Annotated in this window: 11 protein-coding genes; 6 read left to right on the top strand and 5 right to left on the bottom strand. The window is 34.9% G+C overall.

The window, feature by feature from the left end; all coding sequences use genetic code 11:
• Positions 1-318: 318 nt before the first annotated feature.
• From Cyrtocomes_RS00510 to Cyrtocomes_RS00525, 5 genes are all read right to left on the bottom strand, one after another.
• A complete protein-coding gene (locus Cyrtocomes_RS00510; RefSeq protein WP_322497271.1) occupies positions 319-618 on the bottom strand; it encodes a transposase in 300 nt (99 codons plus the stop codon).
• A 111-nt stretch (positions 619-729) separates the two neighbouring features.
• Positions 730-906 carry a winged helix-turn-helix domain-containing protein gene (locus tag Cyrtocomes_RS06075; protein WP_410519683.1) on the bottom strand — a complete coding sequence of 59 codons (177 nt, stop codon included), beginning with the start codon at positions 904-906 and terminating at the stop codon, positions 730-732.
• A 901-nt stretch (positions 907-1807) separates the two neighbouring features.
• Complete coding sequence (rpoD, locus tag Cyrtocomes_RS00515) at positions 1808-3952, bottom strand: RNA polymerase sigma factor RpoD (RefSeq protein ID WP_322497255.1); 2145 nt, start codon at positions 3950-3952, stop codon at positions 1808-1810.
• Positions 3953-3980: 28 nt separating this feature from the next.
• Complete coding sequence (gene dnaG, locus Cyrtocomes_RS00520) at positions 3981-5669, bottom strand: DNA primase (protein WP_322497256.1); 1689 nt, start codon at positions 5667-5669, stop codon at positions 3981-3983.
• A 2-nt stretch (positions 5670-5671) separates the two neighbouring features.
• Positions 5672-8164, bottom strand: a complete 2493-nt coding sequence (locus Cyrtocomes_RS00525; protein ID WP_322497257.1) for a DNA polymerase I — start codon at positions 8162-8164, stop codon at positions 5672-5674.
• 67 nt (positions 8165-8231) lie between these two features.
• Between Cyrtocomes_RS00525 and Cyrtocomes_RS00530 the strand changes: the two genes are divergently transcribed.
• From Cyrtocomes_RS00530 to ubiG, 6 genes are all read left to right on the top strand, one after another.
• A complete protein-coding gene (locus Cyrtocomes_RS00530) occupies positions 8232-12863 on the top strand; it encodes an NAD-glutamate dehydrogenase domain-containing protein (protein WP_322497258.1) in 4632 nt (1543 codons plus the stop codon).
• Positions 12864-12874: 11 nt separating this feature from the next.
• Positions 12875-13321, top strand: coding sequence for a DNA polymerase III subunit chi (locus tag Cyrtocomes_RS00535; protein WP_322497259.1), 447 nt, complete (start codon positions 12875-12877; stop codon positions 13319-13321).
• A 225-nt stretch (positions 13322-13546) separates the two neighbouring features.
• Positions 13547-14683 carry an IMP dehydrogenase gene (gene guaB / locus Cyrtocomes_RS00540; protein WP_322497260.1) on the top strand — a complete coding sequence of 379 codons (1137 nt, stop codon included), beginning with the start codon at positions 13547-13549 and terminating at the stop codon, positions 14681-14683.
• An 8-nt stretch (positions 14684-14691) separates the two neighbouring features.
• The gene (gene guaA / locus Cyrtocomes_RS00545; RefSeq protein WP_322497261.1) at positions 14692-16245 is read left to right on the top strand and encodes a glutamine-hydrolyzing GMP synthase; all 1554 of its coding nucleotides are present in this window, start codon (positions 14692-14694) and stop codon (positions 16243-16245) included.
• A 445-nt stretch (positions 16246-16690) separates the two neighbouring features.
• Positions 16691-20233: a hypothetical protein gene (locus Cyrtocomes_RS00550; RefSeq protein ID WP_322497262.1), complete on the top strand. Its 3543-nt coding sequence runs from the start codon at positions 16691-16693 to the stop codon at positions 20231-20233.
• A 96-nt stretch (positions 20234-20329) separates the two neighbouring features.
• Positions 20330-21043, top strand: coding sequence for a bifunctional 2-polyprenyl-6-hydroxyphenol methylase/3-demethylubiquinol 3-O-methyltransferase UbiG (gene ubiG / locus Cyrtocomes_RS00555; protein ID WP_322497263.1), 714 nt, complete (start codon positions 20330-20332; stop codon positions 21041-21043).
• Positions 21044-21195: the final 152 nt, after the last annotated feature.

Genomic DNA, 21195 nt, shown 5'->3' on the forward strand with positions numbered 1-21195 from the left:
CTGAAACAGTATATCTGAAACTAATGGCTTCATATGTCATCCCTTCTTCATTTAACTTCATTAGCTTCTTTCTAAATTCTATTGGATATGACATTTTTTCTTTATATAGCATTTATATCATTTTTATCAAAATTAGCATGACATTTTATAACGGATTAGCTATAGATAGTTATTTAAGTTAAATTAGCATAGCTAAGACCAATTCCCCGTTATAATTAGATATATGAACAATTACAGATAGACAGTATAGTTTTTGTAGGGATAGTGTTGACAAAATCTATAACAGAATCCTCAAGTTCTGTTAAACAGTTGTAAACTTTATTTTTTAGCACCGGCGGCTTTTATATATTGCCATAATCTCTCTACTGGATTAAGTTCTGGACTGTATGGAGATAAGTATAGAATCTCGATATTACCTGGTATCTTTAGACCTTTGTGCCACCCAGCTCCGTCCATCACTAGAATGATATTTTCTTTTACATGCTTTGCAAATTCTTCAATAAAAACTTGCATACATTGTTTATCAACATTGGAAATGATCAGACTAAAAGCATCTCCTGTTTTATGATTTGTAGCAGAATAAAGATAAAATGACTTAAAACCTAATTTTGTAGCTATAGCTGTTCTACAGCTGTTCTACTACCTTTTTTAAACCATCCAAGTCCATGTTTTGCGTGAGTACCGAATCTAGACTCGTCACAGAAGTAGATTGGTACATTTGGTCTTTCTTTATGTACCTCTTGTAGATTTTTTTTTAAATTCTTCTTGAGAAGATTGATCTGATTTATAGTGCCTTTTTCGTCCAGTAATGTGATTAAAGCAAAGTTTTTGAAGCATTCTATGAATACTAGATTTTCCTATATCATATCTCTCTTTGATTAATATTTTAAATTTCTTAATAGTAATGGGCGCCTATCCTCATTTATCCAAAAAGCCACCTCTTCAGCTTAATTTTGATCTTGGCGGCTTGCCTATGTTCTCAATACCAAGAGCGCCTTTATCTCTAAACAATGCGATCCATCTATGTAGGGAACCTCTGCTTATGTCATACACCTCTGCTACTTTTTAAGACCATGCTTACTTGAGGCGATTATTGCTTTTCACCTCAATGCTGCAACTCCACCACCTCTTATCTGTCTCAAGGCTTTCTCAAGGCTTTCTCCGCCTTTAGTACCATTACCTCGTCTATAATCTTTGATGTTTTTGGCATTATTAATCTCCTATATAGTCTATCGTTATAGACTATATTTATATCAAAAATATCTCTTTCTATCAATCATAATATATCAAATTATAACAGGGAATTGGTATAATACGCTGTAACGCAAGGAGTATTATGCAATCTCAAATAAACAGGCTATAGTGATTTAAGCTGAATTAGCATAGCTATATAATATTATGAGGTATTACCTATATACCTCAAATAAAACAGCTATAGTGAATGCCCTAAATAAAATATCAACTACTAGCTATAATCTTTATATATCTTCTTGCGCTCTACTATTCTTTATCAAATCCTTATTGCCGCAAACCCTTCCAACAAAGTATAACTATTTTTCCATTTTACACCATAGAGACTAAGGTCTGAAAGAATAGAGACAGAAAGAAGAACACAATACCATAGCCAAATCGCCATAAAAAAGTGACATAGCTAACTTTGAAATAGGTTAATTATCAATGAGTTAAGTGCAGTAACATGACTTATTATGTAATCATTTTATACAGCTTTAGCTAAGGCATAAAATCATCTGCACAAAAGTAGTAATTTAACTACCTAAGATACATATGATTTTACATCAACAAATTTTCATTTTACTGAAACCTTTTTAAAACCTTTTAGCATTTTTATCCTATTAGGCCTCTGAAGCTTCCTGAGCGCCTTGGCCTCTATCTGCCTAATACGCTCACGCGTAACACCAAACTGCTTTCCAACCTCTTCAAGGGTATAATCTGTATCAACGCCAATTGCAAACCTCATCCTTAAGACCCTCTCTTCCCTATGATTTAATGAAAATAAGAGCCTATTTGTAACACCTTTTAAATTTGAATATATAGCAGCATCAAGTGGCTGAAGCGCTTTTTTATCCTCTATAAAATCCCCTAACATCCCCCTATCCTCATCACCTACAGGATTTTCAAGACTCATTGGCTCTTTTGCTATTTTTAAAACCCTCTTTACCTTATCTATCGACATAACTAGCTTAGAAGCTATTTCTTCAGGCGTTGGCTCCCTACCTATATCATGCATCAACTGCCTAGATGTCCTTAGGATTTTGTTTATGGTTTCTATTACATGTACAGGTAGCCTTATAGTCCTTGCTTGATCCGCTATAGAACGTGTTATGGCTTGCCTTATCCACCAAGTTGCATAGGTAGAGAATTTATAACCTCTGCGATGCTCAAACTTATCAACCGCCTTCATTAAACCTATATTTCCTTCTTGGAATAGATCTAAAAGCTGCAACCCCCTATTTGCATATTTTTTTGCTATTGAAATAACTAGCCTCAAATTAGCTTCTATCATCTCCTTTTTAGCTTTCTTTATCTCTTGCTCTGCTTTTAAAATTTCTAAAGCAGTGAGCTTAAAGCTTGGTACATTAACTCCAAACTCTTTAGCTAATTTTTTAAGGTTACCCCTTATATGCAACACCTGATCTTTTTTCTTAAGAATATTAGGGTATTTTTTTGATATATTTCTTAAAAAATCATCATCCGACTCTTCCTCATCACCTATACTATCCAAATAATTTTCTAAGAATATGGCCCTGCTCATACCATATTCCATAGCTATATCCATTATCCCCCTTTCTAATTTAATAATATTTTTATTTAAATCATATAAGGCGGTCATTAATTTTGATATGTTTACCTCATTAATCCCAATATCAAGTAGGATATCAGATAGCCTATTTACTAAATCTTCAAGGCGCTCATCGTTCCTCTCACCATCATATAATTCAACTATAGCCGCACTTATCTCAGCTGCATTTCTAAGCGCCTCCATCATAACAGGCCTAAATTCCGATTCTACTGAACGGGATTCTGGATCATCATCATCATCTGATTGTGATTGATCTTGCTCATAGTCCTCATTATCTATATCAGCCTCATCATCAGTGTCAGCAGAAGTTTCAGCATCACTTTCACTATCTATATACCTACGCCCACTACTTGGTTTGTCATCCCTCCTTTTAGTCCCAACATCACTTTCAACATCACTTTCAATATCAGTTTCAGCATCACTTTCACTATCTACATACCTAGTACTTGGTTTTTCATCCCTCCTTTTAGTAGATCCACTATGTTCAGAATTAATGTCTAAATCATCAATACCATCCAGCCCCTGCCCCCTACTTATCTCCCTTTTATGCATCTCTCTTGAGCAAGCGGTATCTATATCTATTATGTCTCTAAGTGGTATTGCATCGCTTACAAGGCCATTGTACCAAACTACCACAGCTTTTGCGGCAAACTGATTCCTAAAAAGAAGATTGATTTTTCTCCTCCTAAATTTCTCTATCCTTTTTGCAACATCAACCTCACCTTCTCTTGTAAGGAGAGATTTATTACCCATCTCTTTAAGATACATCCTTACAGGATCATCATTTCTTAATGTGCTCTCCTTTTTATCTTTTTCCGAATATGTGCTATCAAAACTACTATCAGCAGTGATATTTATCACACCATCATCGAATTCCTCCTCATCATCATCACTAGTACTTCTAATGGAATTAATGGAACTAACAAACCCCTCTATTAGCTCATCACTCTCTCCATCATCCATACTGCACTCAGTAGTCGCCCTTCCAGTTTCCTCATTATCTAATATATGGTCCAACTCATCATCGCTGGCAAACCCGAGCTCAGCCCCTCTCCCCCTAAGGTCAGTTATGCTATCTTCGGTTTTAGATACCGGAAATCTACGTAATTTTTTAACAATTTTAGTTGACATAGCAAATAGAAAAGTAAGACCAATAAACCTAAATTATACCTAACTCGGACTTTATAGATTTCTCGCGGAACTTAAGCCGCATAAGCTCATCAAATTTAGAGTCAAGCCCACCCTCAATTAATTCACAGCTCACAGAATTTATCTTGTTTCTTATTACATTAAGTGAATGCAGCAGTAAATACCTTATTAAAAATTCAGCTCTATTTTCAATAGATATATATCTTTCTTTAGAAAGATTTTTAGATAAAAAACTAAAATCTTCATGAGAAAACTCCTTATTATTTTGTAACTTATCTAAAATTATAAATTTTAGATGTTGATAATTTTTATCGTCTATCTCAATTTCTATAAAATGTTTTAAAACACGCTCATCTTTTAATAGATCTATATTTGAAATTAGTAACGAAAATAATTCCTCCTCTGTATAATTAGCTATATTTTGTGGATTGAAGACCGGAACTTTCATTTGTACCTTTTTATGAGTCTTAAAGAACTCATGAAAACATTTTTCCTGAAAAAATTTCCTATATTCACTTTTAAGACTATAATCTGTTATAGAATTTGCAAGTTCAGTCATACGGTCTCTAAAAATCGCACGATCTTGTGGTGAATCTAATTTTGCCTCTTTTAGATTTGAACTAAATAAATATTGATAGAGTGGTTGTGCATTTTTTAAGCACCTAATGAATACCTCAACACCATTTTTTGAAATTAACTCACTTGGATCCTTGGCCCCATCTATTAGGGCTATACTAAGTATGTTTTGCGGCTTCATTACACTCAGAATTTTAGAACAAATCCTTTTAGTAGATTCAATTCCAGCGCTATCAGAATCCATACAAAGCACAACATCTGAGCCCATGTTCCACAACGTTTTTATCTGCTCAATACTAATTGCAGTACCAAGTGGCGCTACAGTATTTATTATTCCATGAGAAGCTGCTGAAAGCACATCAATATATCCTTCCACAATCACACATTTTTTAAACTTCTTTATTGATTTTTTCGCATGGCTAATACCATAAAGACTATAACCCTTTTTAAAGAAAGGATTTTCTTGAGAGTTAATATATTTTGGAATTTGCTTATCTTCATACAGAGTTCTACCACCAAATGCTATACATTCTCCATTATAATTATGGATAGCAAATGTGATCCTATTACTCATTGGATCTATTAATTTACCATCCCTTTCTAAAAATAACTTGGTTGTAACTAACTCTTCCTTAGAGAAATTTTTAAGCAAATACTTTATGGATTCAGAATATATAGGCGAAAACCCAATATCATATGAATTAATAATTTTATCAGTTAATTGTCTATCTTTTAAATAGCTTAATGCACCAGATCTAGATAAAAGGGATTTTTTATAAAATGCAGAAAGTTGCTCTGTTACGCTAAAAAACAATCTTGATGCACTGCTAGTCTCTTCATTTGGTAACTCTATACCAGCTCTATTTGAAAGAATTTTTAGCGCATCACCATATGAGAGAGAATCAACCTCCATTAAAAAGGATAGTATATCCCCCCCCCTATTACATCCAAAACAATGATATAACCCTTTATTATCATCTATTGTAAAAGATGGTGTTTTTTCATTATGAAAAGGGCATAAAGCCACAAACTGCCCCCTCCCCTTATTCTTCAGCTGCAACTTCTCTGAGGCAAAAGAAGAAAGTGATAATGAAGACTTTATTCTATCTATACAACTTCTCATTTTTAGCTATCTCCCCAAGATGTCGATATTCTAATATCAACATTCAATGGTACGGATATCTTAACAGCATTCTCCATAACTGATTTTATTATATAGGAGTACTCTTTACATACTTCTTTAGGAATATCAAATAATAGCTCATCATGTATTTGAAGGCACATGAATTCATTTATTGGGTTTGGCATCTTCAGCATCGCTATCTTTATTATATCAGCAGCAGTACTCTGTATAGGCGCATTTATAGCCGCCCTTTGTGCCGCAGATCTGGCAATAAAATTACTACTATGAATATTTGCTATAAAGCACTTTCTTCCAAAAAGGCTCTTAACAAAATTATTATCAACCGCCTCTTGAACTATCCTATCCATATATTCCTTGATGCCTGGATACATCTTAAAATACTCTTTTATATAAGAAGATGCTTCAGATTCACTAATTTGTGCATTTTTTGCCAGCCCAAATGCCGTTATTCCGTATATTATACCAAAATTTATTGCTTTCGCCTTTCTCCTCAGCTCCTTAGAAACTTTAGATTCCGGCATACCAAATAATTCGCTTGCTGTTTTAGTATGTATATCTGCATTCGATAAAAAGGCCTCTTTTAGAGATTTTATATCAGCCATATGCGCTAATATTCTTAACTCTATTTGCGAATAATCTGCAGATATTAGATTTCCCCCATCAGATGCAATAAATGCTTCCCTGATTTTGGAACCCTCTGGAGTTCTTATTGGTATATTCTGAAGATTTGGATTTTTAGACGACAACCTACCGGTCGATGTTGCCTTCATCTCAAATGTTGTATGAATTCTATCATTATTTATATTTTTCTGCAGCCCCTGAGTATACGTATTCAGGAGCTTGGTAAGCTGTCTCCACTCAAGCAATAGATCTGCTATCTCATGTCCGTTTTGAGAAAGTTTTTCTAAAGCCTCATGGTCTGTGGAATAATCGCCACTTTTCTTAGATTTTTTGCCTTTATCCACAAATAATTTCTCAAATAGCACCTGGCCTAACTGTTTTGGCGAACCTATATTAAATTTTTGCCCAGCAATATCATATATCCTTGCCTCTAATTTACTTATCGAAGATGAGAAACTCTCAGAGAGATGTGATAAATACTCCTTATCAACACAAATACCTAATTTCTCCATCCTGCATAGTGTAAATATCAGCGGCTTTTCTATGTGTTGATATATATATATGCTTTTTTTAGAAAAAAGGTTTTTAAATACCATCTGATATAGCATTCCAATTCTTACACCAATTTGTATAGAAGGGTCTATGCCATAATTTTCACAAAGGCTTTGCAATGAATACTCTTTCTTTGTCTGTGAGGAGAGATATTCCATGATATCGATACTCTCCACAGCCTTCACATCTATCTTTGCCTCTATACACTCTTTTATTAAGCACTTCGCATCAATAAGTATCTTTTTTATGTAATCAGCTTCTAATACCTCCTTAATTACACCCAAAAAAGAGAATAAATTTCCATTTTCATATAATGCTTCATATTTTTCAGAAGCTATATACAGCCCATTCTCATCCATATGAATATATGCTGTACCATCAAGCTCTAAATCATTAAAAAAAGATCCGTCAATTTCAGCTTTCTTTAACTTTTTTTCAGATGCAGGGCATCTAGTATAATCTACCCCTAATCTCCTTGCTATAGATTGAAATCCATACTTTTTTAAAAACCCATCAAGCAACATATCATCCCTTTTGATAGTTAGGTCACTTAACTCAACCTCTAACGGAACATCTTCAATCAAAGTAACTAGCTTTCTAGAAAGATAAGCAGATTCTCTATTTTCTTTCAGTATCTTTTGTATTCTAAGCGGCTGTATTAAATCACTTTTTTCATATATGAGATCTAGTTGTTTATATTCACTTATAAGCTTAGAAGCAGTTTTAGGCCCTATACCAGGTACACCAGGTATATTATCACTCGCATCTCCAACAAGAGCAAAAAAATCAGCTAGATTTTCTGGCCATACTCCAAATTTTTCAAATATTACCTCGCGTGACATAATTGATTCCTTAATTGGATCAAAAACCGAAATATTCTCATTTACAAGCTGCGCTATATCTTTATCAGCTGTTATAATTTCAGTACGATATCCCTTCTTTTCGGCTCTTTTAGCAAGGGTTGCTATTATATCATCAGCTTCAAATCCCTCCTTCTCAATAGCGCATATTCCAAGCGCCATAGCAGCCTCTCTAATTAATGGAAATTGCAATCTGAGGTCTTCAGGAGCCTCAACTCTATTCGCCTTATAAGTATCCAATATCTCGTTTCTAAAAGTTTTTTTGCCAGAATCTAAAGCTATCACAATAAGGTCAAATTCCTTTTTCTCCATTATCTTAAGTATCACATTACAAAAACCGTATAAAGCAGATACATTTTGCCCAGCAGGGCAGCTTAGATATGGTATTGAAAAATATGCCCTAAAAACAATACCATATCCATCTATTATACAAATTTTCATTTAGGTGTTGCTATAGAAATAATTGGAGAATATCTTAGCATTAAAGTAGCCCTTTATGAATCATTTTATGACAAAGAACAGATCGTATTTAGGTCAGCTATTCCAGGACAAAAATACAAAAACTTTAAGTATTGCCCAGACTATATACATGATGACTCAAAGCGATCAGCTAAAATCTTTGGATCCGGAGTGCGTAAAGCAAAGTGTAGAAAATCTTTCTAAGCTTATAGAAAGCGAGAATAGTTGGGAGATAGATATACTTGATACCTGTGACAGGGCCGTTATTACTATCTTGAATAAAAATATTCCATTCTTAGTGGAATCAGTAGGCAATGAGCTAAAAAATCACTCAATTGATGTAGATCTTGCTGTTCATCAGCTTGTAAGTATACGCAAATCTAACAATGAGGTGACATTATCACCAGTTGAAAACTGTACGGCTACACATCTTATAACACAATTTTTTATAAATAAGGGGTCTATATTACCTAGCAAAAAACTATTAATTCAAGCAATAGAAAAGGTATTGAGTTGTATAAGTTTTGCTGTAGGAGATTGGAAATCCATGCTAGAAAAAGCAGAATATTGCGCCAATTCTATACCAGAAAACCAAAATATTTTATTTGAAACCTCAGGCTTCTTAAAATGGTTAATAGATAACAATTTTATATTCTTGGGATACGCAAAACTTGAAGAAAGACCTGATAAATTTATATATGATAAGTCTGAAGTTCTTGGCGTCCTGAAAGCTGATACATATAAAGATGAAGAAATACCATTTGTAAAATGCCAAAACGGAGTAATACATCTGCAAAAATCTGAAAGCAGGTCCGTTGTGCACAGAACGGCACATATGAATTGCATATATTTGAAGAGAGATGAGAAAAATATAGATATGTTTATGGGCTTTTTTACGTCCTCTGTGTATTATCAGAGCGTGCGTGAAATACCAATGATACGTAGGAAGGTTTCAAATATCTTTGAAAAATATGGATATCCAGAAGCAAGCCATAATGCAAAAGAACTAATCACTGCGCTTGAAAACTTCCCTAGAAGTGATCTTATACGCTCCCCCGAAGATGAATTATATGAAATTGCATCTGCAGTTGTTGCATTATCATTAGTGCCTGGTGTTAGGGTATTTGTAAGACCAGAAGCTCAGGATAGGTTCGTTACATGTATGATCTTCATGCCTAGAACGCAGTTTAGATCTGATATAATTAATACAATATGCGCTATCTTGAGTGAACAAATAAATGGTACCATCTCAAGACATTATATACACATAGGAGATTCGAATATAGCAAGAATTCAGATAACTATAAAAACTGACCAAACACACAGAAAAGCCTTTGACAGAAAAAAAATAGAACACCTTGTTAGTAATGCGGTTAGCTCATGGCATGATGGACTATTAGCTGAGTTAAAGAAAAAGCTCAACTCTCAAGATGTGGATGGTTTATTTTTTAAGTACAAGGATGCTTTTGATATAAAATATACGCATACATTCGAGCTAGATGAGACAGTATGTGATATAAAAATGATAGAGCTTGCACTAAAAGAGCAAGATGTGAAATTTAGTATAACTAAATCCAAAGAGCGCGGCTGTAAGTTTTTTGGTTTGAAAATTTATTCCCCTAAGTTTGCACTCCACCTTTCTTCGATGCTTCCTTTGCTCGAAAATATGGGGTTTTTCGTTGCAGACACATCAACATTTCGCGTTGAACTTATTGATGAAGAAAACTTCTTCATACACTCATTCAGGCTCTGTGTATCGGATTCCATGAAGGTTTCTATAATGTTCACTAATGAATTGAAATGTAATTTAGAGGAGGCATTCTCTCTGGCATTCAAGAGAAAAATAGAAAATGATAAATTTAATTCATTAATTCTCTCAACGGGCGTAGGCTGGAGACAAGCTCTTATTATGCGCGCTTATTGCAAATATTTTAAACAGATTAATTTTAAATATAGCGAAAGCGCTGTTATTACCGCATTATTAGAAAATCCACTCACATCTACAAAACTTATGCAACTCTTTGAAGCTAAGTTTTCATTAGATAACAGTAAGGATATAAAACCTATAGTTGCAGAGGCAGCCGTTATGCTGAAAAAAATAACAAGTATAGAACATGATAGAGTTTTACGCCTTTATCTCAGCCTAATTTTAGCCACAAAAAGAACTAACTACTACAAAAAAAATAATAACGGTGAATCTGAGGAATTCCTTTCATTTAAAATCCGCTCACGTGAAGTAAATGAGATACCAGACCCAAAGCCTTTTATGGAGATATTCATTTATGCTGTAGATTTTGAGGCAATACACCTAAGGGGCGGCAGAATTGCTAGGGGTGGAATTAGGTGGTCTGATAGAGCTGAGGATTTTAGAACTGAAATACTTGGTCTTGTAAAAGCTCAAATCACCAAAAATTGTATTATAATTCCCGTTGGGTCAAAAGGCGGCTTTATATTGAAAAAACCAAAACTTAGTTATGGCAGCAATGATTTTTATAAAGAGGGAATCAAACAGTATAGAAACTTTTTAAACGGTGTGCTTGGAATAACAGATAATATAGTTGATGATAAGATATCGCCACCTGTGATGGTTAAAAGATATGATGATGATGATCCTTATTTAGCTGTTGCTGCCGATAAAGGAACCGCTACATTTTCTGACTATGCAAATGAAATTTCTGCAGCACATAATTTTTGGTTAGGTGATGCGTTTGCATCCGGTGGCTCCGCTGGGTATGATCATAAAAAAATAGCTATAACAGCTAGGGGCTCTTGGATCTCAGCAGAAAATCATTGCAATGCTTTTCATTTAAATATTAATAACCAAGATTTTACCGCAGTCGGAGTAGGCGATATGTCTGGGGATGTATTTGGAAATGGGCTCCTACTTTCAAAACACTTTAAGCTCATAGCCGCATTTAATCATCAACATATTTTTATTGATCCAAAACCAGATCCAGCATCATCATTTAGGGAAAGGTCTAGATTATTTGAAATGAAAGGATCAAAATGGACAGATTACTCTAAGGATTCAATCTCAAAAGGTGGTGGCGTATTTGAAAGATCACTAAAATCTATAAGTATCTCAAAAGAGATACAAGAAGCACTTATTATAGAGGCGGATGAACTTTCTCCAGATGATTTGATTAAGGCAATATTAAAAGCACCGGTTGATTTATTCTGGTGTGGGGGGATAGGTACATATATTAAATCTAGCGAAGAATCTAATGAAAACATTGGAGATAGGGCGAATGATTCACTAAGAATCAATGGTAAAGATCTAAGATGCAAAGCTGTTGCAGAGGGGGCTAATCTTGGCTTTACACAACGCGGCAGAATAGAATATGCAAGAAATGGCGGTGGCATCAATACTGATTTTATAGACAACTCAGCTGGCGTAAGTTGCTCTGATAGGGAAGTTAATATAAAAATTGCCTTGGAACGCGCAATGAGGAACGCTTCTCTAAATCTAAGTGAGCGGAATAAGCTTCTTGCTAGAATGACAAATGAGGTTGCGGAACTCGTATTACAAGATAATAAGAGACAGAACTTCTTATTATCCGTGGAAGAAAATTGGGGAAAAAATAGAATTTACGAACATGGATGGCTAATGAAAAACTTGGAGCAAAGAAAAGAGCTAGATAGAAAAATAGAGTTTTTGCCTGAAAATGACAAATTGTATGAAATAGCGTCAAAATATAAATCGCTTTCAAGACCGGAGATAGCAGTGTTGATCGCATATGCGAAAAATACTGCTATAGAAAGCTTATCTGGAACCAATTTTGGAAAAGATGAGTATTATCTAAAACACGTTGTAGCTTACTTCCCTTCTGAAATGAGGGAAAAATTTGCAAATGAGATAGAATCGCACAAGCTATATAACGAAATACTTGCAACAATCTTGGTGAATAGCTTTGTGAATATAATGGGATGCTGCCTATTTCATCAATTACTTGATAATGGTGAGGCGCCTATTAACATAATCAAGGCATTTGTGTTTATTCTAGAGATATTTGATGCTAAAAACATAATAGAGTCTATTTATGCCTCAGAATTGAAATTAGCAGAAAAAATACATCTATTTTTGAAATTAAGATCTATCTTCGAGCGTAATATAGAATTTTTGCTTAAAAATAAGGAGTCTCACCTCTTAAACAATCTACCTACTTTACTTTTAAAAGCAAAAGACACATCTGTTGAAATTCAAAAAACAACAGATCTAGAGAAAGTAGATCTAAATTTCGAAATTGCACAGAATATAAGCAAAAGCTTAAGCTTAGTGTATTCATGCCGCTACTTACCTGATATCTGCGCCATAAATGAAGAACTTGCTTGTGGTGTTACAGTCGCCTCAAAAGTCTATGGCCTTATCTCTGAAATTTTACATATAGACAGGATCTCTAATTATCATTTGAACTCCTCATCTTCAAATAATATAGAATCTGAAGCTATGAAGGATCTAATTACTCAAATTGATGAAATTCGGATACTAATAGTAAGACTAGTGTTGAAAAAATTAAAAGATGAAAAGAGCATCTCTCTAATTGAATTAAAAAAATTATTTGATATGCAAAAATTATCTAAGTATGAAAAGTTCCTTGATGAGATACATAACTTTGACAATGTAAGCTCTGTGTTGACACTCATTGCAAAGTCCTTAAAAGAGTTACTAAATTCGTTTTAAGTACACTCTTAGTGGAAGTATCAGTTTATATTTTAGATACACTTTCGAAAACAAAAGCCATGTTCAAACTTATAGAAAAGGTTCTGGAACATGGCTCGATTAGGGCTGTATTGTTATGCAGTAGCCGAGATGAGATGCTGATGCTTGATGATTTATTATGGTCATATTCAAGCATCTCTTTTATACCTCATTCTAATATAGAGGATGAAGCTATCTACCAAGATAACAGCAAGATAATCGTTACAAATACTTTGGATGGATATGATAATGGCTTTGAAGTGCTTTTTTCCTGGAATAACATATTAGAAGTCACGTCACGCAGTTACAAAAAAGTAATATTTATGTATGAAGCTACTCAACAAGAATATGCACGGCTTCATATAGATACCCTCTCATCTAAAAGCGAGATATCACTTAGGATTTTTAAAGAAAGTGGTGGCAGCTGGTCTAGATTATGAATCAATTTGCATAAACAGATAATCAATAGAACTTGGTGAATTATTGTAACCAAGCTATTCGCACCTAAATATCTATATTTATAGCATGATTATATGATGTTATACATAATATCACTTGTAACGATTATAATTATGATGTAGTAGTCTGCCTGAAATAGTTATTTGTATATCAGATGCTATATGGCATTTTTAGCCACTCCATACATTAAATATTATTAGAAAAACATGGACACTAACTTGATAGAGAGGCACTTGTCTTTTGATGATGTACTACTCGTTCCTCAGGAATCTAACATACTTCCAAATGAAGTTAGTTTAAAAACAAAATTAACTAAAAATATAACACTCAATATACCAATAATGTCTGCAGCTATGGATACAGTTACAGACTCCAATATGGCAATTGCTGTCGCCCTCTCTGGTGGTATTGGAACAATCCATCGCAATTTTGCCATTGAGGAGCAATCTCAGCAAGTTATGATGGTAAAACAGTTTCAAGTTAATCATAACGAACATCAAGATGCTCTTTTGGATAATTCAGAAAGACTACGTGTGGCAGCCGCTATTGGAACAAGCAATGATGATATAGTGCGCGCTGAGAAGTTGATAGAAGCTGGAGCTGATGTAATAGTTGTAGATACAGCACATGGACATTCTACAAAGGTTTTAAAAATAATAAAAACCATTAAGGAAGTCCTTGGTAATATAGCTATTATTGCTGGCAATATAGCTACTGAAAGTGCAGCATATTACTTAATAGAAGCTGGAGTTGAGGCTGTAAAAGTTGGAATAGGGCCTGGATCCATCTGCACAACACGAATTATCTCTGGTGTTGGCGTTCCACAGTTCTCTGCAATACAGGCAGTTGCTAAAGCGTGCACTGCTTCTAATGTTACACTAATTGCAGACGGAGGTATAAAGGGTTCAGGTGATATAGCAAAGGCCATAGGAGCTGGGGCAGATTTAGTGATGATAGGCTCACTCCTTGCTGGAACCGATGAAAGCCCTGGTAACATTATAGATATCGATGGAAAAAAATACAAATATTATAGGGGAATGGGCTCATTGGGAGCTATAAAGGCCGGCGCACATGATAGATATTCTCAGAGCGATAAGGTTAAAAGCGGTAAATTTGTACCTGAGGGTGTTGAAGGCTATACATCCTATAAAGGCAGCACAGCTGATGTAATCTATTATCTGTTAGGTGGGTTGAGATCCGCAATGGGTTATACAGGAAAAGCTGATATAGAGAACATGAAGGGAAAGTGTAAATTTGTTCAAATAACCACTTCTGGAATCAAGGAAAGTCACGTACATAGCTTAAATTCTTTTAAAGATGCACCAAATTATACCTCTAGTTAATAATATTTATGACAACAGATAAAGTTCTAATATTGGATTTTGGATCACAACTTACACAATTAATTGCAAAAAGAATAAGAGGTGCTGGTGTATACTCGCAGATCATGCCATGCTCATCCACAGAAGAAGAAATTAGGAACTTCAAGCCAAAGGCCATAATTCTCTCTGGCTCCCCATCTTCCGTTTATGAAGAAGGAGCGCCGTCTATTCCAGATATAGTATTTTCACTAAATATACCTGTGCTTGGTATATGTTATGGTCAACAGGCAATGTGTAATGCTTTTGGAGGTGAAATAAGAGCAGGAACAAAAAAAGAATTTGGCAAAACAAGCATTAAAATAATAAAAAATTCCCCTATATTTGAAGATATATGGAGTATTGGAAATAGTTATGATGTATGGATGAGCCATGGTGATTGTATCACCAATCTCCCGCATTGTTTTGAAGTATTAGCAGTTTCTGATAATTCACCATTTGCAATTATAGCAGATAAGAAAAGAAAACTTTATGGGGTACAATTCCATCCAGAAGTTGTGCATACACCACAAGGTGATTTATTTATAAGTAATTTTGTAACAAAAGTAGCGCAATGTAGGCCAGAGTGGAAGATGAATACTTTTATGGAGGAGGAGATCTCATATATACAAAAAAAAGTAGGTAACGAAAAGGTTATTTGTGCTATTTCTGGTGGAGTAGATTCATCAGTTGTGGCAGCACTTATGAGTAGAGCTATTGGCAAGAATTTATACTGTATTTTTGTAGATAATGGGTTATTAAGAAAGAATGAAGCAGTAGAAGTAGAAAACACATTAAGCTCTAATTTCGATTTTAAGTTGATTCATGTTAACGCAAGTAAAATCTTTCTAGATGCATTGAAAGGAGTAGTAGATCCTGAGGAAAAAAGGAAAATAATTGGCAAGGTATTTATAGAAACCTTCAATTCAGAGATAAAAAAAATAGGTGATGTGAAATATTTAGCCCAGGGGACAATTTACCCGGATATAATAGAATCTGTATCTATATCAGGCGGCAAAGCCGTGACAATAAAATCTCATCATAATGTTGGTGGATTACCAGAAAATATGCATGGCCTGACCCTTATAGAGCCTTTGAAATTTTTGTTTAAGGATGAAGTAAGAATTCTCGCCAAGGAATTAGGTATACCAAACTCAATATATGAGCGTCATCCATTTCCAGGCCCAGGTCTTGCTATTAGAATTATAGGAGATGTTAATGAGGAAAAGTGCAATTTGCTAAGAGAAGCCGATTTTATTTTCATAGAAGAATTAAAAAATTCTGGCCTATACAATGATGTATGGCAGGCTTATGCAGCACTTTTACCAGTTAAAAGCGTTGGTGTTATGGGTGATGCGAGAACTTACCAAAGTACCTGCGTACTAAGGGCCGTCACATCTTCGGATGGTATGAGCGCGGATTATGCTCAGCTACCTCATGAATTTTTAGGCAGAGTAGCCCGTAGAATAGTGAACGAAGTCAACGGAATAAACAGGGTATTTTATGATATCACTTCTAAACCACCAGCCACAATAGAATTAGAGTAATTTGATCTATTAAATAGTGTACTAAAAGTTAAGCTGTACATGTATAGCTTAACTTTTAGTATATTTTGCTCGCTTTACATGCAAAACTCATATACAGCAAATAGCCATTTAGGCTAAATTAGCATAGGTGGTATCTATACCACTTCAAATAAAACAACTGTCATAAAATCAATAAATCGATCTTCAGCATTCAATTCATTTGCCATTTCCACTTTTGACATTTTGATCATACAAATATTTCACAGCAATTCTATATAATTCATATTATTAGCCGCTCAACATAAACAACCTAAAATTTTCATATAGGCAAAATAAAAACTATATTGATTATAGGCATGTACAACTATAGGTTTATAGTAGTCTACCAAGACTTGAAAAACTGCTGAAATATAGTCTGTTTTTCAGGCTCTTGTTTAATGTATATGTTGTTTTTTAGATTTATTATATGAGTGTTAATCTTGGAATTACAAGCACTATGCTCCGGCAGCGTGAGCTTATGCAACAAGCTGCTATTATGGGTGGGGAATTAGGTAATGGCTCGCGAGATCCAAAAAGCAACCCTGCTTCTACCTATGCTGCAAGCGTCCATGACGCTCTTAGTAGAAATATAAGAGAAAAAATGGATCGTGATAATAGGAATAATAATATAGGTGAGGCCATGATTGTAGGCCTTAATCAGGCCAGAGGAATTGTTGAAGGCGCACAGAATAGCTTACAGAATTCAAGCATTCTTGAAGGCGAATCAAAGAATGCATTGCTTGCTAATGTAGATAAGGCCCTTGACGATTTGTTACTCTTTTTAGAAGGCTATAAATTAGATAATAGGCCTATATTTAAAGATGGTACCGCTAAGAATCTTATCCCAGGTGCTATGAAGACTGCCAGTGGTAGCAATTCTCAATCCCAAAGGTTAAGCTTAGAGAATGGTGATACTATAGCGATTAATGGCCTAGCAATAGATGTTGCTTTGTCTGATCGGCTTATACTCTCTAAAGAGACTAAGTTTGAAATGAAGGATTCTAGCACAGCAAAAACTGCCGTACTTACAATATCAATTGATGGGAAAGATGTATATAAGCTGGATTCGTCAACCTCTACTAATGATTTTAAGGCATCTGCTACTGGTGGCTCTATAGGTAAAAGAGCTGATATTAATCTTCTTGCTGACGATATCACAACCAAGCTGAAGGAGCATGGTGTTGTTGCATTCGCTAGTGGATATACACTCTCTGTAGCTACCACAGGTGGTGCAAATGTTGAAATTAATCTCTCTGCTGATGCGAAGGAGGTAATAACTAAGCATATAGATAAAGATGGAAATGATGCTACTACTGGGAATACCGCAGCTACTGTGGGTTTTAATAAGTATAATCAAGCAGATAACGCAACTGATATACTTACGATGCAATTGAAACAAAGAAATTTAGCGAGCAATGAGGACCTTTTTACTATGGAGTGGGGCGGTAAGAAGCTGGAGGTTAAGCAGGGTAAGGACGGTGCTGCGTTGGCATCTGGCGTACTTGTATTAAAATCCAGTGATACAGTAAGTGAGCAGGTTGCTACACTTAAAGATGCTATGGTGGAGACTTTTGGTATGGATGTAGATGTAGTAAAATCACAAGATATGTTACTGGTCCGTGGGATAAGTACGGATAAAATATCAAAGCTTTCAGTTACAACTGGAGCAACTTCAAAATCTGGTGTTGATATTTCCGTTATAGTTAACAATACTTCACAAACTTTGGAAAATGGTGTTACCACATCTTTCGCAGCCGTTAATCATGCTGAAGAAACACAATTTGCTGCCGCTTCGGATATTTGGAGGAGCTCTGAAGTTGCTGTATCCGTAAAAAATTTCATTAAAACAGCTGACAATGTATTCGAGCTCAAGAATGGAAATGGCGATACTATATTCTCATTAAAAATTGGAGATAAGGATGAAGTTAGCGGTTCTGTAATGACAATCGCAGCTGGTGGTAATATTAGTGAAAAATTACAGAATGCCTTTAGTCAAAATAGCACTATTAAAGGAGCTAAAGATCTATTTGCAAGGCTTCAAAAGGAACATCAGCTCGTGTTTGTTCATTTGACTGGTATAAATCCTGACAGCTCCAGCATCATGATGAGTAAATATACAAAAAGCAGTAATGCTAGCGATCTTGCATTTACAATTGATATAAATGGCAGTAAGGATGGACCTGTAGAAAGTGCAACCAAAGGTATTGAAGGAGTAACAAATGGATATACAAGGGTCTTTCCAAATGGCTCTATAATAACCATGGAATCAGAATACGAGATACATGAGGGAGCCGCCGTTGTTGCATTTTCTACTGGTAATAAAGAAGATGTATTGAATTCTCTTTCTAGTGCTTTTAATAAACTTGCAAGCACTAGTATTGGAGATAGCATTGGCATTTCTGGTACAAAACTTCAATACAATGGTGATGATGTTATGACTATCTATGGTAGTGGAGGCGTATATATGCAAAAGCTGGCAGGTAACTTGTCTTCTTATGGAGTAACTGATGGCTCAAAACCCCTAAATATTGTACATCCAGAGAAAAATAATGGCATGACGTTCGTGGGTCGCACTTATGCTCAAGGCGCACTTGGTAGTGGAAGGATAGCATCAGGTAGCCTTGAAATTACAAAAGGCATGATGACAGATGGTAATACTGTTAACTTTGCTGGTAAGAAATGGCATCTCGCAACTTCTGGAAATGCAAAAAAAGAAGATATACTAGTTGACAGTAAATCATTAAGAAATAGTGTTGCGGCACTTGTAACTAAACTAAACGGAACAGGATCGCCATTTGCATTCAAAATGGAGGAAAATGGTGACAAAATAACATTATATGCAGAATCAAAAATGTCTCATAGCTCTAATGCTTCTAATGTGTTATCCATAGCTAATGGCAAAAATGAGGTTGTTGGTGTGTTACAACCTCAGGGTGGTGTGAATGATAAGCTCGATCTTTGGGGTATCACTAATAATCCAGCAGCACGTACTAGTGATATAAAATTTAGTGGAAAGTTAGCAGATGACAATATAGAGCTTATTGCTCAGCTTGGTAACGCCATGTATAGCGGTAAAATAAGTACTCTTGATGAGCCAGGTGGCCGAGTTGTATCTTTTTCTCATATCAAAAGTCCTGGTAGTGCTGGTGGTGATGTCTCTGGTGGTGGCTTTAGTTTGCGTATTAGTAATACCGATATACACAAAGCTGGTGGGTTTACTCAGGCAGGTGTAGATGCGCTAGTAAGTAAATTAAATGGAATGGCAGCTCTTACTGATATTTATAGTATTCTTGATATAGAGAATTTAAATAACTCCACTAAGGGATCCCTGTTAGAAGGCGCAACAGCCGAGCTGCACCTTTCAGGTAATAGATCATTAGATCAATTTAAGGTTGATTATGCAATAGCGGATGGTAACTCCTTAGTCTTATCTACAACACTTGGCCTTTTTAAAGCTGATGACCTACCATCATCCATTCATGCTGGTGATAGGATAGTGTTTGAATCACAAGATGCTACTAAAGGAAAATTGGTTGTGACATTCGGTACTGTATATGCAGAGTTAGATTCAGACTCACTCTCAAGCGCCATGAATACATTTTTCAGCACAGGGAACTCTAATAGTATATATGAGGAAATAGCTCAGGCCGTTAATAAGTTTGATTCTACAAAAACTGATGCCACTAAGCAGTTAGAGGATCTTGTCACTTTTATTAATATTAAACTTGTGGAACAATCTTCTACTCATGATAGGGTATCTAGATCATTACGGGCATTTGGTGCAATGGATAACGCTTTAACTGATACGAAAGAAAGGCTGAACAACATAGATCATAATCAACATGCAGCTGGTATGGTAGCCAATCAAAATGGCATAGATGCAGCAGCTGCTGCATTTACAATGATGCTATCTGCAAGATCACAACATATTAAAAATCTTTTAAATAGCCTGCAGAGGATAGCTGCATAAATATTACTTTTTCAAAAAGCCTTGACCCATTTGGGTCTGGGCTTTTTTTTATTATGATCTTCTATATACTAGCAAAACATATCAAATTTATATTTTATGTTTTCTAGTTTAAATTCTAAAGAAAGGGAAAAGTTTGATGACTTATCGGAAAAGTGGTGGGATGAGGATGGGCCATTTAAGCACTTACATATTATGAATCAACTTCGTGTTTCTTACATAAAAAACATCTTATTTAATAACAATAAAACTCTCCAAAATTCAAGGTGCTTAGATGTTGGTTGCGGTGGTGGTATACTGTCATTCTCTCTTGAAAAATTAGGCGCTAATGTAACCGCAATAGATGCATCTTCCCCAACAATAAAAAAGGCCAGCTCTATAAACGAACTTAAAGGGTCTAACGTTCTATTTAAAGTATCCACAATTGAAGAGTTAGTTGAGGAACAATTTGATATCGTATGTTGTATGGAGGTTATTGAGCATATTGATAATGTTTACTGTTTTTTACATGAATTAGAAAAAAATACTAAGACCGATGGTTTTATATTTATATCTACCATAAATAGAAATGTTATCTCATATCTAAAGGCTATAGTAGTTGCAGAATATATGCTGAGGTTTGTTCCAATAGGTACGCACTCTTGGAAAAAATTCATTAAACCTTCTGAGATTGTAGATGGGTTAAATAGCTGCAAACCAATTGATATAACAGGCATGAAATTTAGCCCCATTTCAAAGAACTGGGAGTTTTCTTCAGATATATCCACAAACTATATAGCGGCTTTCAAAAAAAATAACTTACTAAATCTCTAGTTAACAGAAACTATTCAAGGGCCATTAAAGATTCCTATCAATTAGATCTTTACATAGTAAACTAACTTAGCGTTGCGTTATAGCTAAAGCTGTATAAAGTGATTATATAATGATTAATTTTACTATACTTAACTTAGTGATAACTAAAGTAT

The organism is Candidatus Cyrtobacter comes (assembly GCF_034470605.1).
Taxonomy (GTDB): Bacteria; Pseudomonadota; Alphaproteobacteria; order Rickettsiales; family Midichloriaceae; genus Cyrtobacter; species Cyrtobacter comes.